At 71.3% G+C, this 25,687-nt stretch carries 20 protein-coding genes and 1 tRNA gene; 4 read left to right on the top strand and 17 right to left on the bottom strand.

The genetic code is table 11. The features are described 5' to 3' along the window. Positions 1 to 278 precede the first annotated feature (278 nt). Entirely contained in the window at positions 279 to 2,018 is a 1,740-nt protein-coding gene (locus tag EF387_RS23655) for an RDD family protein (protein ID WP_128378621.1), read from the bottom strand. A gap of 237 nt (positions 2,019 to 2,255) precedes the next feature. Between EF387_RS23655 and EF387_RS23650 the strand changes: the two genes are divergently transcribed. After that, positions 2,256 to 2,666, top strand: a complete 411-nt coding sequence (locus EF387_RS23650; protein ID WP_128378620.1) for an SsgA family sporulation/cell division regulator — start codon at positions 2,256 to 2,258, stop codon at positions 2,664 to 2,666. A gap of 147 nt (positions 2,667 to 2,813) precedes the next feature. On the opposite strand, the gene EF387_RS23645 is transcribed toward EF387_RS23650, so the two are convergent. After that, a complete protein-coding gene (locus tag EF387_RS23645; RefSeq protein WP_128378823.1) occupies positions 2,814 to 4,220 on the bottom strand; it encodes an FAD-binding oxidoreductase in 1,407 nt (468 codons plus the stop codon). 92 nt (positions 4,221 to 4,312) lie between these two features. Here EF387_RS23645 and EF387_RS23640 point away from each other — a divergent pair, with 92 nt between their 5' ends. Next, positions 4,313 to 5,788: a tetratricopeptide repeat protein gene (locus EF387_RS23640; protein WP_128378619.1), complete on the top strand. Its 1,476-nt coding sequence runs from the start codon at positions 4,313 to 4,315 to the stop codon at positions 5,786 to 5,788. A 24-nt stretch (positions 5,789 to 5,812) separates the two neighbouring features. On the opposite strand, the gene hppD is transcribed toward EF387_RS23640, so the two are convergent. After that, complete coding sequence (gene hppD, locus EF387_RS23635) at positions 5,813 to 6,958, bottom strand: 4-hydroxyphenylpyruvate dioxygenase (protein ID WP_128378618.1); 1,146 nt, start codon at positions 6,956 to 6,958, stop codon at positions 5,813 to 5,815. A 133-nt stretch (positions 6,959 to 7,091) separates the two neighbouring features. Between hppD and EF387_RS23630 the strand changes: the two genes are divergently transcribed. After that, positions 7,092 to 7,571: an Lrp/AsnC family transcriptional regulator gene (locus EF387_RS23630; RefSeq protein WP_128378617.1), complete on the top strand. Its 480-nt coding sequence runs from the start codon at positions 7,092 to 7,094 to the stop codon at positions 7,569 to 7,571. A 101-nt stretch (positions 7,572 to 7,672) separates the two neighbouring features. Here the strand turns inward: EF387_RS23630 and EF387_RS23625 are convergent, their stop codons facing one another. The 6 genes from EF387_RS23625 to EF387_RS23600 form a co-directional block, all read right to left on the bottom strand. Beyond that, the gene (locus tag EF387_RS23625) at positions 7,673 to 8,455 is read right to left on the bottom strand and encodes a S16 family serine protease (RefSeq protein WP_128378616.1); all 783 of its coding nucleotides are present in this window, start codon (positions 8,453 to 8,455) and stop codon (positions 7,673 to 7,675) included. Positions 8,456 to 8,567: 112 nt separating this feature from the next. Then, positions 8,568 to 9,209: an IclR family transcriptional regulator gene (locus EF387_RS23620; RefSeq protein WP_128378615.1), complete on the bottom strand. Its 642-nt coding sequence runs from the start codon at positions 9,207 to 9,209 to the stop codon at positions 8,568 to 8,570. A gap of 477 nt (positions 9,210 to 9,686) precedes the next feature. Then, positions 9,687 to 11,480 carry a DEAD/DEAH box helicase gene (locus EF387_RS23615; protein ID WP_128378614.1) on the bottom strand — a complete coding sequence of 598 codons (1,794 nt, stop codon included), beginning with the start codon at positions 11,478 to 11,480 and terminating at the stop codon, positions 9,687 to 9,689. Positions 11,481 to 11,658: 178 nt separating this feature from the next. Then, the gene (locus tag EF387_RS23610) at positions 11,659 to 12,027 is read right to left on the bottom strand and encodes a type II toxin-antitoxin system death-on-curing family toxin (protein WP_128378613.1); all 369 of its coding nucleotides are present in this window, start codon (positions 12,025 to 12,027) and stop codon (positions 11,659 to 11,661) included. Next, positions 12,027 to 12,224, bottom strand: coding sequence for a hypothetical protein (locus tag EF387_RS23605; protein WP_128378612.1), 198 nt, complete (start codon positions 12,222 to 12,224; stop codon positions 12,027 to 12,029). The genes EF387_RS23610 and EF387_RS23605 overlap by 1 nt, the downstream gene beginning before the upstream one ends. A 32-nt stretch (positions 12,225 to 12,256) precedes the next feature. Further along, positions 12,257 to 13,846 carry an MFS transporter gene (locus EF387_RS23600; RefSeq protein WP_128378611.1) on the bottom strand — a complete coding sequence of 530 codons (1,590 nt, stop codon included), beginning with the start codon at positions 13,844 to 13,846 and terminating at the stop codon, positions 12,257 to 12,259. Between the two features lie 279 nt (positions 13,847 to 14,125). On the opposite strand from EF387_RS23600, the gene EF387_RS23595 reads away from it, so the two are divergent. Continuing rightward, a tRNA-Cys gene (locus EF387_RS23595) sits at positions 14,126 to 14,197 on the top strand. A gap of 278 nt (positions 14,198 to 14,475) precedes the next feature. Here EF387_RS23595 and EF387_RS23590 read toward each other — a convergent pair. From EF387_RS23590 to EF387_RS23555, 8 genes are all read right to left on the bottom strand, one after another. Continuing rightward, the gene (locus EF387_RS23590; protein ID WP_338058123.1) at positions 14,476 to 15,045 is read right to left on the bottom strand and encodes an SUKH-4 family immunity protein; all 570 of its coding nucleotides are present in this window, start codon (positions 15,043 to 15,045) and stop codon (positions 14,476 to 14,478) included. Positions 15,046 to 15,400: 355 nt separating this feature from the next. Next, positions 15,401 to 17,707 (bottom strand): xanthine dehydrogenase family protein molybdopterin-binding subunit, encoded by a 2,307-nt coding sequence (locus EF387_RS23585; protein ID WP_128378610.1) that lies wholly within the window; start codon positions 17,705 to 17,707, stop codon positions 15,401 to 15,403. Beyond that, positions 17,704 to 19,491, bottom strand: coding sequence for a (2Fe-2S)-binding protein (locus tag EF387_RS23580; RefSeq protein WP_128378609.1), 1,788 nt, complete (start codon positions 19,489 to 19,491; stop codon positions 17,704 to 17,706). Before EF387_RS23580 ends, EF387_RS23585 begins: the two co-directional genes overlap by 4 nt. Then, a complete protein-coding gene (locus EF387_RS23575; protein ID WP_128378608.1) occupies positions 19,488 to 20,381 on the bottom strand; it encodes an FAD binding domain-containing protein in 894 nt (297 codons plus the stop codon). The genes EF387_RS23580 and EF387_RS23575 overlap by 4 nt, the downstream gene beginning before the upstream one ends. Before the next feature lie 270 nt (positions 20,382 to 20,651). Then, the gene (locus EF387_RS23570) at positions 20,652 to 22,292 is read right to left on the bottom strand and encodes a beta-N-acetylhexosaminidase (protein WP_420802610.1); all 1,641 of its coding nucleotides are present in this window, start codon (positions 22,290 to 22,292) and stop codon (positions 20,652 to 20,654) included. Between the two features lies 1 nt (position 22,293). Continuing rightward, positions 22,294 to 23,169: a carbohydrate ABC transporter permease gene (locus EF387_RS23565; protein ID WP_238431653.1), complete on the bottom strand. Its 876-nt coding sequence runs from the start codon at positions 23,167 to 23,169 to the stop codon at positions 22,294 to 22,296. Next, positions 23,166 to 24,254, bottom strand: coding sequence for a carbohydrate ABC transporter permease (locus tag EF387_RS23560; protein WP_238431652.1), 1,089 nt, complete (start codon positions 24,252 to 24,254; stop codon positions 23,166 to 23,168). The genes EF387_RS23565 and EF387_RS23560 overlap by 4 nt, the downstream gene beginning before the upstream one ends. A 5-nt stretch (positions 24,255 to 24,259) precedes the next feature. Continuing rightward, positions 24,260 to 25,564, bottom strand: a complete 1,305-nt coding sequence (locus tag EF387_RS23555; protein ID WP_128378607.1) for an extracellular solute-binding protein — start codon at positions 25,562 to 25,564, stop codon at positions 24,260 to 24,262. Between the last annotated feature and the right edge of the window lie 123 nt (positions 25,565 to 25,687).

The following is a 25,687-nucleotide window of genomic DNA, read 5'->3' as shown; positions in this document are numbered from 1 at the left end:
CCCCGCCCGGAGCAGACCGGACCACGAACGAACCCGGCCTCGAGCAGCCCGGACCCCCATCAGACCGGAACCCGAACAGACCGGACCGGAGCGGAGCAGACCGGAACCCGAACAGACCGGAACCCCGAACAGACCGGACCCGGAACAGACCAGACCCCGAACAGCCCGGACCCGGAACAGACCAGACCCCGAACAGCCCGGACCCGGAGCAGAGCGGACCGGACCCGGAGCAGACCGGCACCTGAACGGACGAGACCCCGAGCAGACCGTCCCCGGGATCAGCTCGCCACGAACGTATGGGCCGCCTTGTCGTGCCAGCACTGCCGCCACGGCTTGTCGATCAGGCACCACAGAACGCCGACGACTCCCACCACCAGCAGCCCCGGCAGCACCAGGACGAGCCACCGGCGCAGTGCCGCGCCGAAGGTCGGGCTCTCGTGGTCCTCGATGTCCTGAACGTGCAGCCCGCACAGCTTCTTGCCGAGGGTGCGGCCCCATTTCGCGGTGGGCAGGGCCTCGTAGAGGACTCCGAAGACCACCAGCACGCCCAGGACGATGCCGAGGTAGGTGCCGGTGGTGCCGTCCAGCAGCCAGACCGTGACGGTCTCCCCGGAACGCTTGGCCGCCTCGATCTTCGCGTCGATGTGGTCCACGGCCTTGCCCACGAGGGGCACCGCCGCGGCCCCGGTCACCACGGCGAGCACCAGGGTGTCGATGAGCCTGGCCGCGACGCGTCTGCCGAGCGCGGCGGGGCGTGCGGCGGCCTGGGCGCGGGCCGCGGCGAGGAACGGGTCCTCCCGGGGCGGCTTCCAGGGCGCGGGTCGCTCCTCGGCGCTGTTGTCGGCGAGCCGGTGCACCTGCTGGGCCCAGGAGGGCTGGCCGCCACCGGCACCGGTGGCCATGGGCGTTTCGTTCTCCGGCGCGGAGACCCCGCCCACCAGGCCCGGTCGCAGGCCCGCGCCGGCTCCGGAGCCGCCGACGCCACCGGAACCGCCGGTGCGGCCGGAGCTGCCCGTGCCACCCGAACCCCTGGAGCTGCCCGCGTTGTCCGAGCCCCGGGACTTGCCGGCGCCGTCGGCCGCCGACGAGGGGTCGTTGTGCTTGCGGAACGCCGTCGCACCCTGCTGCATCGCGGAGGCGGACGGCTGCCCCGGACCCGAAGCTCCGGTCTGCGACGGTACGCCGGGCGCCCCCCGGCCTCCCGGCGCACCCGCCGCGTCCACGCCCCCGCCCTGCGCCCCGCCCCGCTGCCTCGCGCGCGGGGAGAGCGCACGGAAACCGTGGGTGCTCTCAGCCGGCCCGGAGCCCATCTCCGAGGTGCCGGTGGTGCCCGAGCCGTCGGAGCGTGCGGAGGCAGCTGCGGGGGCGCCGGAGGACGAGCCCTCCGTCGGGCCGGCGCCGGCCGTGGCAGAGGTGCCCGCGGCGTCCGGGAACGCCGGGTTGCCGCCGCCCGCCGGACGCATCGGCCCCTGCGGCCCCTGGAAGACCGCCGAGCCGCCCGCCGGACCCTCCGGTGCCATCGGGTCGATCGTCGCGGAACCGTCCGCGTGGTCACTGGGCCGCGCGGGCGACGGAACACGCGGGTCGGATCCGGGTGCCGCGTCGTCCTGCGGGGAGCCCCACGAGATCCGGCGGTCCTGTTCGCCGCCGAAGCCGGACTGCCGGGAACGGTCGGCGCCCCACGCGGACGCGGGTTCCGGCCGGCTCCCGTGCTGGGCCTCGGCGCGCGACAACGCGGGCTCGGCCGCGCCGAACCCGGCGTCCGGCGGGTCCTCGTCGAAGAAGTGCGGGCCGGTCTCCTCGACCGGAACGGCGGACGCACCCGGAGCCGCCGACCCGGCCGGAGCCCCGCCTCCCGCCGGTGGTGCGAGCGGTGTGCCGTCGGACGGCGCCGGTCGGCTGGTACCCGGCACCCACGCGGCGCCGTTCCAGTACCGGACGTATCCAGGAATGGACGGGTCCGGGTAGTACCCCTCGCGGGGCCTGTCGTCGCCGGGGGCCGGAGTTGGGGCGCTCATGTCCGTCGTCCCGTATCTGCTCGAGGGCTTGTTTTTGGGGGGTCCACATCTATCAGACCTGCCCAACCCCCTGCGCCACTCCCACCGTTCCCATCCCTTTCCGGGCACACTTGCGCCCCGACTTCGCACAGGTCGGAAAAATTTCCTCACGAACTCGCGTAATGCTCCGTCGCAAAGGCCCTCTTCCTCGTACGGGTCCGACCGCAGGGCCCGTACGAGGAAAGGGAGCGCATCGACATGCACACCGTGGTGGAACGCGACCTGGTGCTGGAGCTCGTCCTCTCGCCCGAGCACAGCATCCCCGTCCCGGCCAGACTGACCTACCGCAGCGACGACCCGTACGCCGTCCACATCAGCTTCCACATCGGGTCCGAGCACACCGTCCACTGGACGTTCGCCCGCGAACTGCTCGTGGAAGGGGTGTTCCGGCCGTGCGGCCGCGGTGATGTGCGGGTGTGGCCCACCAAGGGCGCGGGCCGCTGCACCGTGATGATGGCGCTCAACTCACCCGACGGCGACGCGCTGCTGGAGGCGCCCGCCGCTTTGGTGTCGGCGTGGCTGGAGCGCACCCTGCGGCTGGTTCCGCCGGGCACCGAGAGCGAGCGGCTCGGCATCGACGACGGTCTGGCCGAGCTGCTCGCTCCCTGATGCGTGCGTTTCACGGTCGGACGTGCCGCACGTGAAAGCGTTCGAGGGTTTCCGCAAAGCCTTCGGAGGTTCCGCGAGGCGTTCGAGGGTTTCCGCGAAGTGTTCGAAGGTTTCCGCGCGGTCGTCCCGGCGCGCGGACACGGGCCTTCAGAACAACTTGCCCGGGTTGAGGATGCCCAGCGGGTCGAAGGCCGCCTTGACGGCCCGCTGCATCTCCACGCCCACCGGCCCGATCTCACGAGCGAGCCACTCCTTCTTCAGGATGCCGACACCGTGCTCCCCGGTAATCGTGCCGCCGAGCTCCAGACCGAGGCCCATGATCTCGTCGAAGGACTCGCGGGCGCGCCGGCACTCGTCGGGGTCCTGGGCGTCGAAGCAGACGGTGGGGTGGGTGTTTCCGTCTCCGGCATGTGCCACGACCCCGATGGTGAGCGCGTACTTCTCCGCGATCCGCTCGACCCCCTCGAGCAGCTCGCCGAGCCTGGAGCGCGGTACGCACACGTCGTCGATCATCGTGGTGCCCTTGACCGCTTCGAGCGCGGTGAGCGACAACCGCCGTGCCTGGAGCAGCAGTTCGGACTCGGCGGCGTCGTCCGCGGGGACCACCTGGGTGGCGCCCGCGGCCTCGCAGAGCGCTCCGACCGCGGCGAGGTCGGCGGTGGGGTCGGGGGTGTCGAAGGCGGCGAGCAGCAGTGCCTCGGTGGTCTCCGGCAGGCCCATGTTCGCCAGGTCGTTGACGGCCTTCACCGTCGTACGGTCCATCAGTTCCAGCATCGAGGGGACGTGCCCGCCCGCCATGATCCGGCAGATCGCGTCGCAGGCGGCCGTGGCGGAGGCGAACTCGGCTGCGAGGACGAGTTGCTGCGGCGGCTGCGGCTTCAGCCCGAGGATCGCCTTGGTGACGATGCCGAGGGATCCCTCGGAGCCGACGAAGAGCCGGGTGAGGTCGTATCCGGCGACGCCCTTGGCGGTGCGGCGGCCGGTGTTCATCAGCCGTCCGTCCGCGAGGACGACCTCCAGACCGAGGACGTACTCGGCGGTGACGCCGTACTTCACGCAGCACAGCCCGCCGGAGGCGGTGCCGATGTTGCCGCCGATGGTGCACATCTCCCAGCTGGAGGGATCGGGCGGGTAGTAGAGCCCGTGTTCGTTCACCGCGCGGGACAGCGCCGCGTTGACGACGCCGGGCTCGACGACGGCGATCCGGTCCACGGGGTTGATCTCCAGGATCCGGTCCATCTTGGTGAGCGAGAGAACGATGCAGCCCTCGGAGGCGTTCGCCGCGCCCGACAGGCCGGTGCGCGCGCCCTGCGGGACCACCGGGACGCGCAGTTCGGTGGCGACGCGCATCACGTGCTGGACCTGTTCGACGGTGCGGGGCAGCACCACCACCGCCGGGGAGCCCGCTTCGCAGAAGCTGGCCATGTCGTTGGCGTAGGAGGCGGTGACGTCCGGGTCGGTGAGCACGGCCCCGGCGGGCAGGCCCGCGAGCAGCCGGTCCACGAGGTTGCCCGTGACGGCATCGGAGGGTGCTTCGATACGGCTCATGATCAGAGGGTCGCACCCGGGGGCCATCGGTGTGAACCCCGCAGGCTGGGGGCTTTCGTGCCAGGGAGCCGTCGGCGTGTTGACGCACAGTGAGCGGCATGGACATCGAACGGACCGAACGGGTACCGCCGCCGCCCCGCTCGCGTCTCGCCGGGTCGTGCTCGCGCCGTCCTCGGCCGCGGTCGCGTCTTCCCCGGCCGCGGTCGCGTCTTGCCAGGTCGGCGCTGATCGCCGGGGCGGGGTGTGTGCTGCTGGGCGGGGTGCTGGTGTTCGTGCAGTGGGAAGGACCGGCCATGGTGCCGCCCTCGTCCGGGCCCGTCGGGCGGGCCGCGACCGCGGTGGGGACCGGGGCACCGGCGACGCTGTCGGACCTCGCGGCGCTGACCGGGGACTACACGGCGTATCTGCGGGGCCGTCCGGATGACGCCCGGTCCTGGGCGGTGCTCGGGTCCGCCTATGTCGAGCAGGGGCGCCTGACGGGGCGGCCCACGTACTACCCGAAGGCCGAGAAGGCGCTCGAGACCTCGCTGGAGGTGCTGCCGCGGGGGAACCGGGACGCCTACGACGGGCTGGCCGCGCTCGCCCTCGCCCGGCGCGACTATCCGGCGGCCAGGCGGTGGGCGGAGAAGGCGGTACGCGGGGCGCCCGAGCGGTGGGTGTCGTATGCGGCGCTGATCGAGGCGCACGAGGGGCTCGGCGACCACAACGCGGTGCACGGCACGCTGAACAAGCTGCTGGCCCTGCACTCCGGACCGTCGGCGCTGGCGCGAGCGGCGCAGGTGTACTGGGACCGGGGCCGGCGGGAGGACGCCGAGGCGGCGATCGCGGACGCCACGGCGGGGGCGTCCACCGCGGCGGCGGAGGCGGCCTTCTCCTGCCGGATGGGACAGCTGGCGTGGGACCGGGGAGAGCCCCGGCGGGCGCTGCGCCATTACGAGGCGGCGCTGCGGGCCGACCCCGATCGGCAGGCGGCGCTCGCCGGGAAGGGGCGGGCGCTGGCGGCCCTGGGCCGCACCGCGCAGGCACTGCGCGCGTACCGGACGGCGCTGCGACGCCAGCCCGAGCCCGAATACGCCCTGGAACTGGGCGAGTTGTATGAGTCGCTGGGTCGGCGCCGGGAGGCCCGCGTGCAGTACGACACCCTGCGCGAGAGGGTGCGTGAGTCGGCCGCCGGCGGGGTGAACGAGACGTTGGTCGCAGGTCTGTTCGAAGCGGACCAGGGGGACGCGGCGAAGGCGGTACGACGGCTGCGGGCCGAGTGGGACCGGCAGCCCGGGATCGCGGTGGCGGACGCCCTGGGCTGGGCGCTGCACCGGGCGGGGCGGGACGAGGAGGCCCTGGAGTTCGCCGCGCGGGCGACGGACAAGGAGAAGAGCGGCGGGGTGCGCAGCGCGCTCTACGCCTACCACCGCGGCGAGATCGAACGGTCGCTCGACAGGGAAGGCGCGGCCCGCCGCCATCTGGCGGAGGCGCTGCGCCTCAACCCGCACTTCTCGCCCCTGCTGGCCCCCAGGGCCGAGAAGGCCCTGAAGGCGCTGGGAGAGCCGTCACTCGAGCCGCCGCCCGAGGGATGAAACCGGGAACAGGCGGGGCTCACCTCACAGATTGCCGCGCTTCGCCTGTTCCCTCTCGATCGCCTCGAACAGTGCCTTGAAGTTGCCCTTGCCGAAGCCCATGGAGCCATGGCGTTCGATGATCTCGAAGAAAACCGTCGGACGGTCCTGGACCGGCTTGGTGAAGATCTGCAGGAGGTAGCCGTCCTCGTCGCGGTCGGCGAGGATCTTCAGCTCGCGCAGGGTCTCGACGGGGACGCGGGTGTCGCCCACCCACTCCCCCAGCGTGTCGTAGTACGAGTCCGGGGTGTCGAGGAAGCGGACCCCGGCCGCGCGCATCGTCCGTACCGTCTCCACGATGTCGTTCGTGTTGAGCGCGATGTGCTGGACGCCCGCGCCGCCGTAGAACTCGAGGTACTCGTCGATCTGCGACTTCTTCCTGGCGACGGCCGGCTCGTTGATCGGGAACTTCACCTTCAGGGTGCCGTCGGCGACGACCTTGGACATCAGCGCCGAGTACTCGGTCGCGATGTCGTCGCCCACGAACTCCTTCATGTTGGTGAAGCCCATGACCTTGTTGTAGAAGCCGACCCATTCGTTCATGCGGCCGAGTTCCACGTTGCCGACGCAGTGGTCGATCGCCTGGAAGGTGCGGTGGGCGGGCGGTTCGACGATCGGGTCCGCGGCCACGTATCCGGGCAGGTACGGGCCCTTGTAGTCGCGGCGTTCGACGAGTGTGTGCCGGGTCTGGCCGTAGGTGGCGATCGCGGCCAGGACCACCGTGCCGTAGTCGTCGGTCATCTCGTGCGGCTCGGCGATCGGCCGTGCCCCGTGCTCGACGGCGTAGGCGAATGCCTGGCGGGCGTCCGGCACCTCGATCGCGAGATCGACCACGCCGTCGCCGTGCTCGGCGACGTGCCCGGCGAGGAAGCGGCCCCAGTCGGTCGCCTCCTTGATGACGGAGGTGAGGACGAACCGGGCGGAGCCGTTCTCCAGGACGTAGCTCGCCGTCTCGCGGTTGCCGTTCTCCGGGCCCGAGTACGCGACGAGTTTCATGCCGAAGGCGGTGGAGTAGTAGTGCGCGGCCTGCTTGGCGTTGCCCACGGCGAAGACGACCGCGTCCATTCCCTTGACGGGGAAGGGGTCTGCCTGCCGTGCCGTTTCAGGGGTGGGGGATGTGGTCTGCGTCATGGCGGCAGGTTCGCCCCCAACCGCAAGGTGCGCAACAGTTCGCGTTTTCGCTGGGCAATGTGTTCAGCTGGATGGGCTACCGGGCAGGCCTTCTGTACAGGATGCTCACCTTGGAGACCGTCTTGGAGACCGTATGGCGATCGATCATCTGGACGGGCGGATCATCGTGCTGCTGGCGCGGGAGCCGCGTATCGGGGTGCTGGAGATGTCCCGACGGCTCGGGGTGGCGCGCGGCACGGTGCAGGCCCGGCTGGACCGGCTGGTGTCGAAGGGGGTCGTCCGGGGTTTCGGGCCCCAGGTGGACCCGGCGGCCATCGGCTATCCGGTGACGGCGTTCGCGACGCTGCAGATCCGGCAGGGTCAGGGCGCGGACGTACGGGCGCATCTGGCGACCGTTCCCGAGGTGCTGGAGTTGCACACGACCACCGGCAGCGGCGACATGCTGTGCCGACTGGTGGCCCGCTCCAACGCCGATCTCCAGCGGGTGATCGACCTGGTGGTGGGAATCGACGGCATCGTGCGGGCCTCGACGGCGATCGTCATGGAGAACCCGGTGCCGCTCAGGATCATCCCCCTGGTGGAACAGGCGGCGGAGGACCGGGATCCGACCTGACCCCTTTGAGGAGGCCATCAGGTACGCCGCCCCTCTCAGGTCGCCGTCAGGAACGCCGCCCTTGAGGTGCCCTTCAGGAACGCCGCCCCTTCGGGGCGTGCTCAGCAGCTCGGAACCGTTCCGCCCTTCTCCAGCGCGACCAGCGAGTCGACCGCGCCCTTCAGCGTGGTCACCGGAATCAGCCGCAGCCCCTTGGGCAGTTCGGCCTCAGCGTCGGAGCACTCGGCCTTCGGGACGAGGAAGACGGTGGCACCGTCCCGCCTCGCGGCCTGTGTCTTGAGGGCGACCCCGCCCACCGCGCCGACCTCGCCGCTGTCGTCGATCGTGCCCGTACCGGCGATGACGCGACCGCCGGTGAGGTCGCCGCCGCTGCCGTCGCCCCGCAGCTTGTCGACGATGCCGAGCGAGAACAGCAGGCCGGCGCTGGGCCCGCCCACGTCGGCGAGCTTCAGCGTGACCTTGGCGTTCTTCTCGCCGACGTAGTCGAGCGCCGCGGTGGTCGCGGAGTTCTGCGACTGCTTCATCTGCTGGAGGTTGTGCCGCTCGATCTCCTTGACGTTGTCCCCGGCCGGGTAGACGGCGTCGCGCGGCATCACGGCCCGGTCCGTGCGGAACCAGTTGTCGACGACGTCGGCGAGGCCCACGTGGGCGTCCGGTCCGGTGGCGAGGATGGTCGTCATCCGCAGCTCACCGGCGGTCTTCCGGGTGGGCGCGCCGCTGATGGTGATCACCGGGTCGCCCTTGTTCTCGCCGAGCACGTCCGCCGTCGTGCCGGGCTCCGCCACGGAGAAGGGCAGCGGCGCGAGCACCGCGGTGGCGAGCAGGGCCACGACGGGGACCGCGAAGACGGCGACGGCCTGGGGGCGCGTGAGACGAGCGAACACGAGGTCAATGTAACGTCACGCCTCGCGGCGCCTCCGTGCAGGTCGCGCCTGACCGCCGGGCAGCGCCACGTAACTCCTCCGGCCGAACCGCCCGCGCCTTGGGCCGTACGCGTCAGCGCAGCGCGTCGGCCACTTCGCGCGCCGCGTCGACGACCCGGGCGCCCACCCGCTCGGGTACGGCGTCCGCGAGCATCACGACCCCGACGCTGCCCTCGACCCCGGTGACCCCGATCAGCGGAGCCGCGGCGCCGCTCGCGCCGGACTCCAACTCCCCGTGTGTCAGCGTGTATCCGGGGTCGCCCACCGGCTGTTGCCGCGCGGCGAGTATGGCCTTGCCGGCGGCCCCCCGGTCCAACGGATGCCGGAAGCCCGCGCGGTAGGCGACGTGGTATTCCGTCCAGGTCGGTTCGACGACCGCGACGGCCAGCGCCTCGCTCCCGTCGACCAGGGTGAGGTGGGCCGTCGCCCCGATGTCTTCGGCCAGCGCGCGCAGCGCGGGCAGCGCGGCCTCGCGGACCAGCGGGTGGACCTGGCGGCCGAGCCGCAGCACACCGAGCCCGACCCGGGCGCGACCGCCCAGGTCACGGCGGACGAGAGCGTGCTGCTCGAGGGTCGCCAGCAGTCGGTAGACAACGGTGCGGTTGACGCCCAACTTGTTGGACAACTCGGTGACGGTCAGCCCGTGGTCGGTGTCTGCCAGCAACTTGAGGACGCGCAGTCCCCGGTCGAGCGTCTGAGAGGTCTCCGCGGTCACGACGCCCACTCCTTAGTGGTGAGGGTCGACGGCCCCGTCCGCGGCGCTTGCGTCACCGGTCCCGTAGGCGACGCGCTTCAGAGGCCGCCGATCGGCAAGCGGCCCGGGCCACCCCGGGCGGAGTCGCTTCACGGCTGCGCTCCGCGGCGGCGCTGCCACGGGGCGTTTGCGTAGCGGGACAGTAGCGAGCCAGTTCGCTCAGCGGAAGACTTTGTCCAGAATCCGGTCACGAGTTACCGCACGTCGACCTCTTTGGTCGGGAATGTTCCTGAGTTGCCACTCATCGTGCACAGGTGCGACACGGAGAGTGGACAGTGCGGAGAAAGCACGGAGAAAGCGCGGACACGGCACGGGCACAGCGCGGACACAGCACCACAGCACGGACAGAGCCCGACACAGTCACAGCACGGAGAGGGCGAATGCAAAGGCATTCGACGGTCACGGCCGGACACCCGGACACAGCCCGGCCCGCCGGCGTCACTTCATCCGGGTCGCCCACTCCTGAACCTTGGCGATCCGCTGCCGCAGCTGCCCGGCCGTCGCCTCGGCGCTCGGCGGGCCGCCGCAGACCCGGCGCAGTTCGGTGTGGATCACGCCGTGCGGTTTGCCGCTCTGGTGGACGTACGCGCCGACGAGATTGTTGAGCTGCCGCCTGAGCTCCATCATCTCCTTGTGGCTGACCACCGGCCGCCGCTCTGCGGGCAGTTCCAGCAGGTCGGCCTCCGCGTCCGGCTTCTTGCGGCTGTGCGCGATCTGCCGTGCCTGCCGCTTCTGCAGCAGGAGTTGGACCTGGTCGGGTTCGAGGAGGCCGGGGATGCCGAGGTAGTCCTGCTCCTCCTCGCTGCCGGGGTGCGCCTGCATCCCGAACTCGGCGCCGTCGTAGAGCACCCGGTCGAAGACGGCGTCGGACTCCAGCGCCTCGAACGGCAGCATGTCCTGCTCGCCGGTGTCCTCGTCCTGCTCCCGGTTCGCCTCCTCCATCTCCTTCTCGGATTCGGCGTACGGGTCCTCCTCGACCTCCTTCTTGGGCTTGTCGAGGGCGTGGTCGCGCTCGACCTCCATCTCGTTGGCGAAGGTGAGCAGATCCGGAATGGTCGGCAGGAAGACGGAGGCGGTCTCGCCGCGCCGCCGGGACCGCACGAAACGGCCGACGGCCTGGGCGAAGAAGAGAGGAGTGGAGATGGTGGTGGCGTACACCCCGACCGCGAGCCGGGGTACGTCCACGCCCTCGGACACCATCCGCACGGCGACCATCCACCGGTCGTCGTTGTTGCTGAACTCGTCGATACGGTCCGACGCGCCGGCGTCGTCGGAGAGGACGAGCGTCGCCTTGTGCCCGGTGATCTCCCGGATCAGCTTGGCGTAGGCGCGCGCGGAGTCCTGGTCGGAGGCGATGACGAGGGCGCCGGCGTCCGGGATGCCCTTCCTCACCTCGGTGAGCCGCTGGTCGGCGGCGCGCAGCACGCTCGGCATCCACTCGCCGCGCGGGTCGAGCGCGGTGCGCCAGGCCTGGGAGACGGCGTCCTTGGTCATCGGCTCACCGAGCCGGGCGGCGATCTCGTCCCCCGCCTTGGTGCGCCAGCGCATGTTGCCGCTGTAGGAGAGGAAGATGACGGGCCGGACGACGTGGTCGGCGAGCGCGTGCCCGTACCCGTAGGTGTAGTCGGCGGCCGAGCGCCGGATCCCGTCGTTGCCCTCCTCGTAGGTGACGAAGGGGATGGGGTTGGTGTCGGAGCGGAACGGCGTTCCCGTCAGGGCCAGTCGGCGCGTGGCGGGCTCGAACGCCTCCAGGCAGGCCTCGCCCCAGGACTTGGAGTCACCGGCGTGGTGGATCTCGTCGAGGATGACGAGGGTCTTGCGCTGCTCGACGCGGTTGCGGTGCAGCATGGGCCGTACGCCCACGCCCGCGTAGGTGACGGCGACGCCGTGGTACTCCTTGCCGAGCGGGCCCGCGCTGTACTCCGGGTCCAGCTTGATGCCTATCCGCGCGGCGGCCTCGGCCCACTGCTTCTTCAGGTGCTCGGTGGGCGCGACCACGGTCACCTGCTGCACCACGTGGTGGTGCAGCAGCCAGGAGGCGAGCGTCAGCGCGAAGGTGGTCTTACCGGCACCGGGCGTGGCGACCGCGAGGAAGTCACGCGGCTGCTCCTGGATGTACTTCTCCATGGCGCCGTGCTGCCAGGCACGCAGCTTGCCGGCCGTGCCCCAGGGGGCGCGGCCGGGGAAGGCGGGAGAGAGGTGGTGGTTGGAGGAGGCGGCGGTGGTAGTCACGGTCTCCGGTTCGGGTCGGGCAGCTCTGCTTTGTTCTGCCGGGCGCGGCTCGGCTCAGCCATGTCATGGCATGCGGCACGTATGACAACCGGGCCACCTTATCGGTGGCCCGGCGGGGTGAGCGGGGCGACGGTGGCGCGTCGTACGGGATGGGATTCAGCTCACATCGCGCGGCAGGTCAGCGCGCGAAGCGGGGCAACTGCGCCGCGATCTTCGGTACGTCCAGCGCGCCCTGGCAGACGTCGAGAACGAATGTCTCAGCTTCGTCAACGTCGAAGTCCGCATCCAGCGGATGCCCGTTCATGTGCAGGAAAACCCAGGTCGCGTACCAGGCAATGCGCTTGTTGCCATCGACGAGCCCATGGTTGCGAGCGAGTGACTCCATCAGCGCCGCCGCCTTCTGCCAGACGTCCGGATACGCGTCCTGTCCGAACACACTCGACTGGGGCCGTGCCAGCGCCGAATCGAGGAGCCCGAAATCTCGCACCTCGTCCGCCCCGAGCCGCTTCGCGAGGTTCAGCAGCTCGGGGAGCGTGAGGTAGTGCATCAGGCAAGCCTCCTGTTCAACTCGGCGCTGGCCTGCAGCACGTGCTCAGCCGCCTCGTTGAACAGTCTCGAGTGCTCGTTTATGGCAGCGATCACCGCGTCGTGCGCGAAGGCCTGCATACTCCGCCCTTCCGCCGCCGCACGTTCCCGCAGGGCGTCGAGCTCCTCGTCCGTGAATCGCAGGTTCAGTCCAGCCATGGGCAGATGGTACTACGCGGTACCACTCGGTGTCACCGCATCGCGGGCTGCACCCTCGTCGCCACCCACGCCCCCATCAACGCCACCCCCACCATCGGCAGGAACACCGCGGCGAACGCCGCCGGATGGGAGCCGTTCGCCGAGGCCGCGTCGGCCGAATGGGTGATCGCGCCGCCGCCCAGCGCCGCGAACGCGGCCCCACTGGCGGCCAGCAGGATCACATTGCTCAGCCCGTCCGAGATCTGCAGCGCGGCGGAGTTCGCCCCCGCCTCCTCGGGCGGTGACAGCTGGAACAGCAGCACGCTGGTCGAGGAGATCACCAGCCCCATTCCGAACGTACCGAAACTCCAGGCCACGGCAACCGTCCACCAGGCCGGCACCGCGTCCACCAGCACGCTCGGCACGACCGCGATCGCCACCGCGACCAGCAGCATCCCGGCGAACATCATCCGCTGCCGGTACGGCTCCAGCCGCGGCCTCGACTGGAGGTACGACCCCAGCGCCCAACTCCCGCCCGCAGCGGCGAGCGAGAACCCGGCCATCGTCGGCGACAGCCCCCGCTCGGTGACCAGCATCAACGGGATGAAGCTCTCCGCCACGACGAAGGCCCCGGCCGCGACACCGCGCAGCAGCACGACCGAGGGCAGCCCGCGGGCCGCCCGGTACGTCCCGCGCGGCAGCAGCCCCCGCACGGCCGGTACGAGCAGGACGGCGCCCAGCACGCCCGGGACGAGCGAGGCCCAGCGCAGATCCTGCGCGGCGTACTGGAGCAGCCCGGCGCCGAGGGAGACGGCGAGCGCGAGCCGGATGCGGCGGCGATCGGAGGCGCCGTCTTTCGTACCGGCGCCGGCCCCTGCGTGGGCCTCTGCGTCGGCACCGGCGCCAGTGGGGGTTCCGGTGGGGGCTCCGGCCCCGGTGCCGGCCGGACCCGACGCCCGTCGCCGGATCTGCGGCAGCGCGAGCGCCAGCGGCAGCACCACGAGGACCGGTATACCCACGAACACCCAACGCCAGCCGAGGTGTTCCGTGACGGCGCCCGCCGCGAGCGGGCCGACCACCGTCGGGATCACCCAGCACGCCGCGAAGGCCGCCATGATGGCCGGCCGCAGCCGTTCCGGGTAGGCCCGGCCGACCACCACGTACAGCGCGACGATGACGAGTCCGCCGCCGAGGCCCTGCACGGCCCGGCCGAGCACGAACAGCCACATCGAACCGGCGGTCCCCGCCAGCACCAGCCCCGCCCCGAACGCCCCGATCCCCGCGCTCAGCGCCCCCAACGGCCCCGTACGGTCGGCCCATTGCCCGGCGAGCACCATCCCGAAGAGGCTGGTGGTGAAGTACCCGGAGAAGGCGAACGCGTACAGCGCCACCCCGTCCAGTTCCCGCGCCGCCACCGGCATGGCCGTGCCGACGGCGGTCGCCTCGAAGGCGATGAGAAGCACCACGGATACGATCCCGATGCTCAGCGCCCGGTACCCGCGCCCCAGCACCCCCTCGCCCCCATCACCGGCCGCACCGACCGGGACACTCACCCGTCCGGCCGAATCAGGGTCCGCGACTTGGTCTGAGCCGATGCCAGGGCCGACGTCAGGGCCGGCTTGGCCGGGGTCAAGGGCAGTCATGCGGGCCAGCGTAAGAGGCAAAGATGGTGTTGACCCCTGTCCGTGGTCGGGGTCACCCCCGGACCTTGGTCGTACGACCTCCGCGGGACCTGGCGCCAGGCCCTTTCCTGACTCCAGGCTCCGTTCCTGGCCCCAGGCCCCTTTTATGAACGGCGATGAACGGCGTATGGCAGTCCTGTTGCAGCCCACCGCCAGCGGTTGAGCCCCGGATCGGGCCCGCTTACGGTCGATGCATCGAGTTCGGAAGAAACGGACAGCCCGCCGGCGTCCATCCGACTTGGCCGTGTGCCCGAGTGGTTCAGGGACTCGCCTGCAAAGCGAGTTACGCTGGTTCGATTCCAGTCACGGCCTCAACTGCCCAACACGCGGCCGACCAGACACCACCAGCCGACCGCGAACCCAAGCGCCCCAGAGGCTCGCCTGCGCCGAATCCAACAGCAGGCTCCGCCCGCCGAGAGTAACGCGGATTCGATTCCCGCCACGGCCTCCGCCGGCTCGACCAGACAGAACGAAGGGGCGGCACCCAACACGGGTGCCAGCCCCTTCTTGTGTGCGCGTCTCAGTTTCTTGGGTGTGCGCGTCTCAGTTCTCGTCCGCGTTGAGCATGGCCGAGGAATGTGGCCGATGGGTCAGGCGAACGACGGCCCGCTCCCGGCGAGACCGCCGGGGCGCGGGGTGGTGCCCCAGCCGCGGTGGAGCAGCCAGAGGGTGACCACGAAGGTGGAGATGTCGGTGCTCAGGGGGCTCAGGGTGAGGTCCTGTTCGTGCCAGCCGTGGACGGCGCCCGTCGTCCCGTCGAGCACCGGGGTCGGCCCTCCGGCCAGTCGGCCCAGGCGTATCAACCGGCCTGTTCCTGCGGGGAGTTGCGCCTCGGTGAACTCGCCGGGGCGTTCTTCCGCGTAGTACTCGGCGAGCGTCGGCAGTGGAACGTCGGTGTCGAACTGGAACAGGAACCCGTCCTCCGGGAGTCCGGTCTCGCGCAGGAAGCAGCGGGTGGGCTCATGGACGAGCTCCGCCGGGAAGTCCACGTCCTCGAAGCGCATCACGGCGCCCGGGCCGAACTCCTGGACGAGGAACCGGTGGGACAGGGCCTGCGCCGGACCGGAACCGCGGCGTCCGCGTTCGGCGGCCGGTCCCACGATCAGCGCCCACTGCTCGTCGGTCACACCGGTCACCGCTCCGGCTTCCGTGATGCTCACGCTTCCCCCTGCGTACTGTCCTGTGGGCGGGCGGCACCCCGTCGGCCGCTCCCACCACCAAGAACCCTACGCGCCACCACTGACAACGGCCCCGTCGCAACATGCCCGCCACAGGTGAGAACCACCACAGGACCGGTGGGAGCGCCTCCAAGGGGACGCCGTCGTCGCCGAGGTTGTAGCGGGCGGCGAGGTGGAGCGCCTCAAGCGCCTCAGGTGAGGTACACCCCGGCCGGCACGACCACCACCCGCCGACGCCACTCCCGCCGCCGTCACCGCCACCAACAGCCACACCGACACCGTCACCGCCGGCAGTGGCTTCACGGCCGTGGCCTCGCGGCCCCGGTCGGATGCGGGCTCACTGCCCGGTCACCACCGCCGCCTGGGGCCGGATCGGGAGCCGGTTCACCGGGCGCCCCGTGGCCGCCCGCACTGCCGACGCCACGGCCGCCGGTGTCGTCACCACGGGCACCGCGCTCACCGACTTGGCCCCGAAGGGCGCCACCACGTCCCGTTCCTCGACCAGCTTCACGATCTGGATGTCCGGCGCGTCGAGCGCGGTCGGCAGCGCGTAACCGGTCAGGTCGGGGTGGCGTACCAGGCCGCGCGGCGTGCGCAGGTTCTCCGTGAGGGCCGCGCCCACGCCCTGGGTCACGCCGGCCTCGATGCGGGCGGCGATCTGGGCGGGGTTGAGCACCCGGCCGACGTCCTGCGCCACCGCCAGTTCGACGACGCGTACGGATCCGATCTCGATGTCGACGTCGACGACCGCGCGGATGGCGCAGAACGACATGCCCACGAACGCGTCGCCCTGCCCGGCGCCGTCCAGCGGCTCGGTGGGGTGCGGGCGGCACTGCGCTGTCGCCCACAGTTCCTTGCCGTCCATCGCCTCCGTGACGGTCGTCGACAGGACGCCGTCGTAGGAGGTGATCTTGCCGTCGGTGATCTGGAGCAGTTCGGTGGACATCCCGAACTTGTGCGCGAGGGGCTGCAGGAGCTGGGTGCGGACCATCTTGGCCGCGCGCTCGACCGCGCCTCCGGACACCCAGGTGTGGCGGCCGCGGCAGCCCGCGCCCGCCGGTGGCTGGTCGGTGTCGACCGGCGCCACGTGCACCTCTTCGATGCCGAGGGTCTCCTGGACGATCTGCCGGGCGAGGGTGGTGAAGCCCTGGCCGGTCTCGACGGCCGCGCAGAGCACGGTCGCCACACCGTCATGGACCTTCACCGTGGCCGTGGAGACCTCGTCCGCGCCCTCGGCGCCCAGCATGTGCACCATGCCGATGCCGTAGCCGACACCCCGGCGGACCGCGCCCGGTTCGCCCGCGCCCTCCGGTCCGCCCGGCAGCAGCCACTCGTCCTCGGGGGTGTCCTTGGGCAGCGGGGGCAGCGGGTGGTCCCGTACGGCCTCCAGCAGTTCGGCCACCGGAGCCGGGCACGTCACCGACTGGCCGGTGGGCAGCATGTCCCCCGTGGCCATGACGTTGCGCATCCGCAGGTCCGCCGGGTCCACGCCCAGTTTCTTCGCGAGCTTGTCCATCTGCGCCTCGTAAGCGGCGCACACCTGCATCGCGCCCTCGCCGCGCACATGGCCGGAGGGCGGGTTGTTGGTGCGGACGGCCCAGCCCTCGATGAAGGCGTTCGGGACGACGTAGGGTCCGCAGGCGAACGCGACCGCCGCGGCGAGGGCGTCGGAGGAGGTGTCCGCGTACGCGCCCGCGTCCAGCAGGATCTGCGCCTCGACCTTCACCAACGTGCCCTCGGCGTCCGCATGGTGGCGGTAGCGCAGGAGCGTGGGGTGCCGGTGTACGTGCCCCAGGAAGGATTCCTCGCGTGTCGCGCTGAGCTTCACCGGGCGGCCGGTGGTCAACGCCAGGAGACCGAGGGGGAGTTGGAAGCCCTGGTCTTCACGGTCGGCGGTGGCGCCGGGCACCCCGGTGACGACGATCTTCACGCGCTCGGGCTCCAGCCCGTAGCACGCGGCGGCCGCGTCGCGGTCGGTGTGCGGGTCGGTGGAGGCGACGTAGAGCTCGACCCCGCCGTCGGGGCGGGGCACGGCGAGTCCGGCCTCCGCGCCGATCGGGGCGGGGTCCTGGCGGCCGATGCGGTACAGGCCCTCGACGACGACCTCGCCGATCGCGTCCGGGTCGCCGTGGCGCAGCGGGATGTGCCGGATCAGGTTGCCGTCGGGGTGCAGCGGTTCAGCCTCGAAGGCCAGCTCCGGGTCGGTCACCGGGTCGAGCACCTCGTAGTCGACCATGATCGCCGCGGCGGCCATCCGCGCGGTGTCGGGGTGGTCCGCGGCCACGGCGGCGATGGGCTCCCCGTGGTGGCGGACCACTTCGGAGGCGAACATGGGCCGGTCGGCCGTGCCCCGTCCGTGCAGCGCGTTCCCGGGCACGTCCTCGTGGGTTACGACGGCCTGGACACCGGGCATCGCGCGCGCGTGGGAGGTGTCGATCGACACGATGCGGGCGCGGGGGTGCGGCGAGCGGAGTACGGCAGCCCACAGCAGCCCCTCCGCCCACAGGTCCGCCGCGTACGGGAAGGTGCCCTCGGTCTTGGCGCGGGCGTCCTGGGACGGCAGCGTGACGCCCAGGCCGTGCGGCACCGGCTCGGCGGCGGGCGCGGGCACCGCGCTGGGCGCCGTGGCGGTCTCGTTGGTCACGCCTGGCCTCCGTCCTGGCCGTAGGGCTCCTGCGGGTCACCGTAGGACTCGGGGTCGCTGTAGGGCTCGTTCGGGTCTTCGTAGGCGGCCGGGTCGGCGATGTTGACGCCGCCGGCGCCCGGGCCCGCCTGGTGCGGGATGCGCGCTTCCTCGGTGTTCTGCTGTTCCGCCTCGGTGTGCGCCTCGCGCTCGGCCACGACCTCGCGCACGGCCTCGAGGACGCCCCGGTAGCCGGAGCAGCGGCACAGATTGCCGCACAGCGCCTGGCGGGTCTCCAAGTCGGTGGGCGCGGGATTGCCCTCCAGCAGGTCGTGCACGGTCATCGCCATTCCGGGGACGCAGAAGCCGCACTGCACGGCGCCGCACCGGGCCAGGGCCCGCTGCACGTCGGAGGGCTGGCCTTCGACGGCGAGGCCCTCGACCGTGCGTACCTCGCTGCCGGCCGTGGTCACCGCGGGCACCAGGCAGGAGGCGACCAGCCGCCCGTCGACCTGGACGTTGCAGGCCCCGCACTCGCCCTGCGAGCAGCCGTCCTTGGCGCCCGCGAGGCCGAGCCGCTCGCGCAGTACGTAGAGCAGCGACTCGCCGATCCAGGCCTCGCTGACGGGCCGGTCGATGCCGTTGACGCGCAGCACGTAGGAGGCGAGGGGGTGTTCCTCCCTGGGGAGGAGGGGGGTCGCCTCTTCGGCGTCGGCGTCGTCATCGGTCCCGGAACGCGCTGCTTCGGGGTCCCCTTCCTGGCCACCTTCGGGAACGGGCTCCACGAGGTCGTCGGAAACGGGGGCGGCAGCGGAGCCCTCGGGGGCGCGCTCCTCCTGGGCGGCTTCTTCGGGAGCCGCGGAAACCGTCTCCTCAGGGGCCGCGGTTTCGACCCGGTCCTCCGTGCTGCCCGCGGTGTTCGCGGTACCCGCCGAAAGGCCGTCGCCGTAGGTGCCGGCACCGGTTCGGTCGGCGTCGTACGCGTGGGCTTCGTAACGATTCGCTCGGCGCGGGTCCACGTGGTGCGGGTCCGCTTCGCGCGAGTCGGTTGCGAAGGCGTCCCCTTCGGGTGCGTTCGCCGAGGCTCCGTCCGGCCCGGGGCCGTCCCCTTCGGGGCGGTCCGTGGGACGGCGTTCGGCGTCGTCGTCCACCTCCGGCGCGCGCGTGCCGCGTTCCGGGATGCGCCTGAGGAGGGTGGTCTCCACGACCCCGGACTCCTCGGGAACGTCGGCCGGGGACGTGCCCTCGGCCGTCGCGACCCAGGCCCGCATCTCCTCCGCCCAGGGCGCGGCAGCCCCTCCGGGGAGCGTGGCCGGCGGAGTCCGGCCGCCCCACTGGGTGGCCAACGAGGACGCCGAGAACTCGCCCGACTCGTCCGGGATGTCCCCGTCCGCGACGGGGATGGACCACTGGCCGGTGACGTCCTGGCCGGCGGCCTCGGCGGCATCGTGCCGGGAGTCCGCCGGAGCGTCCTGTGAGGCGTTGGGGAAGTCCCACTGGCCCGTGGAGCCCGGGTGGTACTCGAAGCCCTCCTGAGCGCCCCTGGAGGGCTGCTCGGGCTCGGGCCAGCCCGGCGCGTTCGCGGGCGGCGCGGGCCAGGACGGCGACTCGGGGTTCGGCAGCGGCTGCTCTATCCGTGGCGGCGTGTAACCGTGACCGGGCGCGGCGAGCAGTTCGTCCACGCCGCCCTCGGGGAGCTGCACGAAGGCCGTGGCGTCGGAGTCGTACTCCCCGGTGGGCTCCCAGGCACCGGGCGTGCCCGGCGTCCGGCCGTGCCCGTTCCCCCTGTGCTGGTCGTCGGTCACGACAGCGCCCTCCCCAGTGCTCGTCGGGCCAGTACGGCGACGGTGCGCCGCAAGTGCAGTACGGCGGGCGGCAGTTGGCCCGGTGTCCCGTCCTCGGCGGGGGCCGGATCGGGGATGCAGGCGGCGGCCACGTAGTCACCGAAGGCGTTCAGCGCCTCCGGGACGATGGTGCGCCCGCCGTCCCAGTCGATGAGCTGCGCGACCCACTGCTCGGCATCCAGGGGCCGCAGCGGCATCGGCGCTATGGCCCCGACCGCGCACCGCACCCCCCGCCGGGCGGGGTCGAGGACGAGCGCCACCGAGGCGATCGCGCGCCCGGGACCGGTGCGCCCGGTCGCCTTCAGGAAGACCTGTGGCGCGTGCAACAACGGCACGCGCACGAAACCGATCAGTTCGCCGCCGCGCAGCATCTCCATGCCCGCCAGCAGGTGTGAGACCGGGATCTCACGGCGGGCGCCGTCCGGACCCGCGATGATCAGCGTGGCCTCCAGGGCGGCCAGCACCGGCAGCGCGTCCCCGGTGGGCGCCGCGGCGGCGATGTTGCCGCCGAGCGTGCCCGCGTTGCGGATCTGCGGCGGCCCGGCCGCGCGCGCGGCGGCGGCCAGCGCCGGGATCAGCGCGGCGAAGTCCGGGCGCCCCATGCGTGCGTGTGTGAGGCCCGCGCCGAGCAGCGCGTGCCCGTCCAGGTACTGCCAGCCGCGGATCTCGCTGATCCGGCCGAGGCCGACCAGTGCCGCGGGTCGCAGCTGCCCTGAGTTGACGGCCGCCATGAGGTCGGTGCCGCCCGCCACGGGCACGGCCGTCGGCATGGCGGCGAGCGCCGCCACGGCCTCGTCCAGCGAGCCCGGCAGCGTCACGGCCTGCGCCGCCTGCGGTGCGTGCGTGGTCAAACCGGCTGCCCCTTCCCGCTGCCCCACCTGGTCCCACCTGTTGCTGCCGTACGGTACGTGCTGACAGGGCGGACGTGGCAACTCTGGCACATCATCGCAGCACCCCGACGCGGGGGTCCGCTAGGAGACATTCGCCCCGTTCACCGATGAGATGGACCGTTTTGCCACTGCCTCACCGGTGAAGGACGATTGCCCCTGTTCGACGCCCCTTGCGCGCGTTGTCCACGGTCCCAGGGGTGGCGCCTCAGGACACCCGCCTCCGGGGCGGCCTCACACGTTCGGGGGCGCCCCCTCGATCGGACGTCCGAGCACTCCGGGGCGCCGCTGCCAGGGACGCGGTCCCGTAGCGGGCCGGTAGGCCACTCCCAGGGCGTCGAGACGCTCGTAGTGGGCGCCCATCCGCCGCTCGAAGCCGGCGAAGTCACGCTCGGCGGGGGGCGGCAGCGCGCTCCAGGTGACCTCGGCGAAGGCCGCGAGCCGCGGAAAGGCCTGGTAGTCCACGCGGCCCTGGTCCTCCATCACCTCCGTCCACAGGTTGGCCTGGGTGCCGATCACATGCCGGGCCTCCTCAGGAGCGAGCTCCGGTGGAACGGGCTCGAAGCGGTAGACGTCCTCCAGGGTGCGCACATAGCCGATGGGTACGGGCTCGTCGGCGCCGCCGTCCTGACGGTGGTCCAGGTAGACCTGCTGTTCGGGGCACATGACGACGTCGTGGCCGGCCCGTGCTGCCGTGATGCCGCCCTGGTAGCCGCGCCAGGAGGACACCGCGGCACCGGGCGCGAGGCCGCCCTCCAGGATCTCGTCCCAGCCGATCAGGCGACGCCCGCGCGCGGTGAGCCAGGCGTCGAAGTGCCGGATGAACCAGGACTGCAGCTCGTCCTCGTCGGCGAGTGAGAGTTCCTTGATGCGCGACTGAGCGACCGGCGAGCGCCGCCACTGCTCCTTGGGGCACTCGTCGCCGCCCACGTGGACGAACGACGAGAACGGGGCCGCGTCCGCCGGGAACAGCTCGAGGATCTCCTCGAAAACTCCTTCGTAGAAGCGGAGGGTGTTGTCAGTGGGGGCGAGTACGTTCGGGTTGATGCCCCAGGTGTCCCAGACGGAAAGGGCGGTGGTGTCGATGACGTCGGTGTTGCCGAGTTCCGGGTACGCGGCGATGGCGGCCTGCGAATGGCCCGGCACGTCGATCTCGGGCACGACGGCGATATGCCGCTCGGCGGCGTAGGCGACGATCTCGCGGATGTCGTCCTGCGTGTAATAGCCGCCGTGCGGTCGCTCGTCCCACAGTGGTGAGGCTCGGTGGCCGAATTTCGTGCGGGCCCGCCAGGAGCCGACCTCGGTGAGCCGGGGATGGCGCTTGATCTCGACGCGCCAGCCCTGGTCGTCGGTGAGGTGGAAGTGGAAGACGTTCAGTTTGTGCGCGGCCATCAGATCGAGGTAGCGCAGGACGCCGTCCTTGGGCATGAAGTGCCGGGCCACGTCGAGCATGAGGCCGCGCCAGCGGAAGCGGGGCGCGTCCTCGATGGTGACCCTCGGCAGTTCCCACTTCTGTCCCGGCCGCACGGGAGCTCGCCGGTACGCGTCGGGGCCGAGCAACTGCCGGAACGTCTGGGCGCCCCAGAAGACGCCCGCGGCGCTGCCGCCCTCGATGCGTCGGGCGTACCCGTCGATGACGACGCGGTACGCCTCGGGGGCCAGGTCCGGCTCGACGCTCAGCACGATGCGGTTGTCGGTGTGGTTCCCGTCCGGGAAGGGCAGACCGGTCGCCGCGCCCAGCGTCGCCCGCAGCCAGCGTGCGACACCCTCGGTGCCCGCGCGCGCCTCAAGGTGCGTATCGGCGTCGAGGCTCTCGTAACCAGGGGCGGGCGGCGACCAACTGACCTTTTGCGGGGCCGGAATGAGATCGATCACGTCAGTCCTTTACCGCGCCGCCCAGTCCGGAGACCAGGCGCCGCTGCACGAGTACGAAGAACACCAGAACCGGAATCGTCATCACGGTCGACGCGGCCATGACGCCGCCCCAGTCCGTGTCCTCCGGCTTGAAGAAGACGAGGAGGGCCATGGGGAGGGTCGACTGGGAGGTGTCACTGATGATGAACGACTTCGCGAACAGGAAGTCGTTCCAGGCGGAGATGAAGGAGAAGACGCTCGTCGCGACGAGACCGGGGAAAACCAGCGGGAACAGGATTCCCCACAGGAACCGCGCACGGCTGGCGCCGTCGATGTAGGCGGCCTCCTCCAGCGCCTCCGGGACGGCCTTCACGAAACCGCGCAGCATCCAGATCGCGAAGGGCAGCGAGAAGGCGATGTGAGGCAGGATCAGCGAGCCGAGGGTGTTGAGTTGCCCGAAGTCCCGCATGAGGAAGAACAGCGGAATGGTGAGCGCTTCCACGGGCACCATCTGGGCGACCAGAAACATGATCAGCAGGGTGGTACGGAAACGGAAGCGGAATCGCGTCACGGCGGTGGCCGCGAGGAATGCGATGAACGCGGAGGCGACGACGACACTGCCCGCGACGATCACGCTGTTGAGGAAGTAGCGGCCGAATTCCTGTTGTTCGAAGACGCGCCGGAAGGAATCCAGGCTCGGGGCGAGCGTCCAGGGCCGGGGCTCGCTGGACTCGATCTCGCCCGCGGGTTTGATGGCACTGAGCGCCATCCAGTACAGCGGGAAGGCGACCACCAGCGCGATCAGCAGCGCGGAGACCTCCGCGGCCAGCCGCCAGGGCCGCCGGATACGCAGGCGCGCGAGCAGCGAGGGCCGCGTGACGACTACGGACCGGCTCACAGTTCCTCCCCCTGCCGCCGGAGCAGCCGCAAATAGACCAGGGTGACCGCCAGCAGAATGAGCAGCATCACGACACCGATCGCGGAGCCGAGGCTGTACTGCGAGGACGCGAAAGCCTTTTGATACGCGTACACGTTGAGCACCAGGTTCTGTCCGGCGATGCCGCCGCCGTTGGTCATCACGTAGATCTGGGTGAACACCTTGAAGTCCCAGATGACCGACTGGATGGTGACGACCACCAGGATCGGCCGGAGCATCGGCGCGAGCACCGAGCGCCAGGTGCGCCACTGCGAGGCGCCGTCCAGGGCCGCCGCCTCCAGCACCTCGACGGGTACGGCGCGGATGCCCGCGTAGACGGTGACCATCACGAACGGGAAGGAGCACCACACCACCTCGAGCAGGACGAGCGCGAAGGCGCTGTAACGGCCGTACGTCCACGAGTGGTCGCCGATGCCCAGCAGCCGGTTGACGGGGCCGAAGTCGGGGTCGAAAAGGAACAGCCAGACGGTGGACCCGGTGACGGCGGGTGTGGCCCAGGCGCCGAGCGCGGCCAGCATCAGCGCGAGCCTCGGCAGGGCACGCACCCGGGTCAGCAGCACGGCCAGCGCACAGCCGACCGCCAGGGTCGACACGACACAGGCCGCCGCGAACACCACGGTGGCGCCGAGGACCTGCCAGAACTGGTCGTCGACGAAGAGGGTCCGGTAGTTGCCGAACCCTTCGAAGGTGGTGGGTCGACCGCCGCTGACCTGCGCCTGGGTGTACCTCAGGAACGAGATCAGCCCGAGTTGGTAGATGGGATAGACCAGCAGCGCACCCAGGACGACCAACGCGGGCGCGAGATACACCCAGGGAGTCCAGCCCACCCCACGCGGCCCCAGCCGGCCGCCCCCGGACGACTGCCGCGCCTTCCCGGGGGCGGCCGCCCGGACACTCCGGGGAACGGCCTGCCCGCCGGACGGCACTCCCGCCGGCGTGCGCGCAGCATCCGCCACCGCTACGGGCACCTCGCCGTACGCCCGGACCGGTACGTCATCGGCCTCGGCCGTCGCACTGCGGTCGGGCGTGACGGGGTTGTCGGTCATCGGGGTCACCCCGCGGAGCTGAACGCGTCGTTCATCTTCTTCGCCGCTTCGGCGGACGCCGCCGCCACGTCCTTCTTGCCGCTGATGATCTCCTGGAACATGGTCGGCAGCACCAGCGAGGAGTCGATCTGCGACCAGGCGGGCGAGGCGGGCACGAACTTGGTTCCGGCGCCCAGGGTCTTGATGAACGGCGCGACGAACGGCTCCTTCGTGGCGGTCTCTTCACGCACGCTCTTGAACGTCGGCAGGAAGCCCATCGCGTCGAAGAGTTCGCCCTGGGTCTTCTTCGAGGCGAGCTGTTCCATCAGGTCGACGGCGAGCGTGCGGTGCGAAGTGCTCTTCAGGACACCGATGTTGTTGCCGCCCGCGAAAGCGGGTGCGATGGAGCCGGCCGTCAGACCCGGCAGCGGCACCACGGCGTACTTGCCCTTGACCTTCCCCGCCTCCACCGCTTGGTGGTTGAAGTCACCGCCGAGGGCCATGCCCGCCTTCCCCGCCGCGAAGGCGGTGACGACATCGTTGCCGGTCATGCTCGCGCACTTGGCGGCCGGGCAGTTGTCGTCGTCGAAGAGGGAGGTGAAGGCCTTGATGCCCTTCTGGGCGGCTGCGCTGTCGATGGCGGCGGTGTACTTCCCGCCGCTCTCCTCGGCCAGTTCACCCCCGTTGGCCCAGATGTACGGCAGGGCGGCGAACGTCTGCGCACCGCCGACCGCGAACCCGTACAACTCCGGCTCGGCCTTGCGGATCTTCTTCGCCGTCGTCGCCAACTCGTCCATGGTGGCGGGGGGCTTGAGGCCGAGTTCCTGGAAGACGTCGGTGCGGTAGTACAGGGAGCGGACCCCGACGAAGAACGGCGCGCCGTAGATCTTGCCGTCGACGGTGACGGACTGCTGGGCGGTCGGGTCGGTGTCCGCGGCCTCCTTCCAGGCCTTGAACTCCTCGGTGATGTCGGCGAGTCCGCCGTCGTTGACGTACCCGGCCGTGTCGGTGTTGCCGTACTCCACGATGTCCGGCGCGCTCTCGGGGTCGTTGAAGGCCGACTTCATGCGCTCGGCTCGGGTGTCGACGGGTATGTACTCGACCTCGACCTCGGTGCCCTCGTGCTCCTTCTCGAACGCGGCGACCACGGAGTCGACGACCTTCTGTTTGGGCGTGTTGTCGACCTCCTGGAAGAGCCAGACGCGGAGCGTGCCGCTCTTCTCGTCACCGCCCGAGGAGTTGTCGGAGGTTCCGGGGGCGCAGGAGGTGGCGGTCAGTCCGGCCACGAGGAGCGCCGCGAGGGAGACGGTGGTCCTGGCAGAGAGATTCATCGGAGCCCTTCGGAAGAAGTGTTGCAAGGTGTGCAATGGCTGTTTCGCTCTCCACAACACGTCGGAGGCTAGAAGGAAGGCGAACGGCCCGACAAGAGGTCTCAACCACTCTGTGACCGCCGG

Source organism: Streptomyces cavernae, from assembly GCF_004023625.1.
GTDB lineage: Bacteria > Actinomycetota > Actinomycetes > Streptomycetales > Streptomycetaceae > Streptomyces > Streptomyces cavernae.
Note: the sequence above shows the minus strand (reverse complement) of the source record. Positions and strands in the feature narration are given on the sequence as shown.

Excerpts from the sequence above, each read along its gene's own strand:
- EF387_RS23655 (WP_128378621.1), bottom strand. The coding sequence starts at position 2,018 with ATGAGCGCCCCAACTCCGGCCCCCGGCGACGACAGGCCCCGCGAGGGG.
- EF387_RS23650 (WP_128378620.1), top strand. The coding sequence starts at position 2,256 with ATGCACACCGTGGTGGAACGCGACCTGGTGCTGGAGCTCGTCCTCTCG.
- EF387_RS23640 (WP_128378619.1), top strand. The coding sequence starts at position 4,313 with ATGGACATCGAACGGACCGAACGGGTACCGCCGCCGCCCCGCTCGCGT.
- hppD (WP_128378618.1), bottom strand. The coding sequence starts at position 6,958 with ATGACGCAGACCACATCCCCCACCCCTGAAACGGCACGGCAGGCAGAC.
- EF387_RS23630 (WP_128378617.1), top strand. The coding sequence starts at position 7,092 with ATGGCGATCGATCATCTGGACGGGCGGATCATCGTGCTGCTGGCGCGG.
- EF387_RS23610 (WP_128378613.1), bottom strand. The coding sequence starts at position 12,027 with ATGCACTACCTCACGCTCCCCGAGCTGCTGAACCTCGCGAAGCGGCTC.
- EF387_RS23605 (WP_128378612.1), bottom strand. The coding sequence starts at position 12,224 with ATGGCTGGACTGAACCTGCGATTCACGGACGAGGAGCTCGACGCCCTG.
- EF387_RS23600 (WP_128378611.1), bottom strand. The coding sequence starts at position 13,846 with ATGACTGCCCTTGACCCCGGCCAAGCCGGCCCTGACGTCGGCCCTGGC.
- EF387_RS23560 (WP_238431652.1), bottom strand. The coding sequence starts at position 24,254 with ATGACCGACAACCCCGTCACGCCCGACCGCAGTGCGACGGCCGAGGCC.
- EF387_RS23555 (WP_128378607.1), bottom strand. The coding sequence starts at position 25,564 with ATGAATCTCTCTGCCAGGACCACCGTCTCCCTCGCGGCGCTCCTCGTG.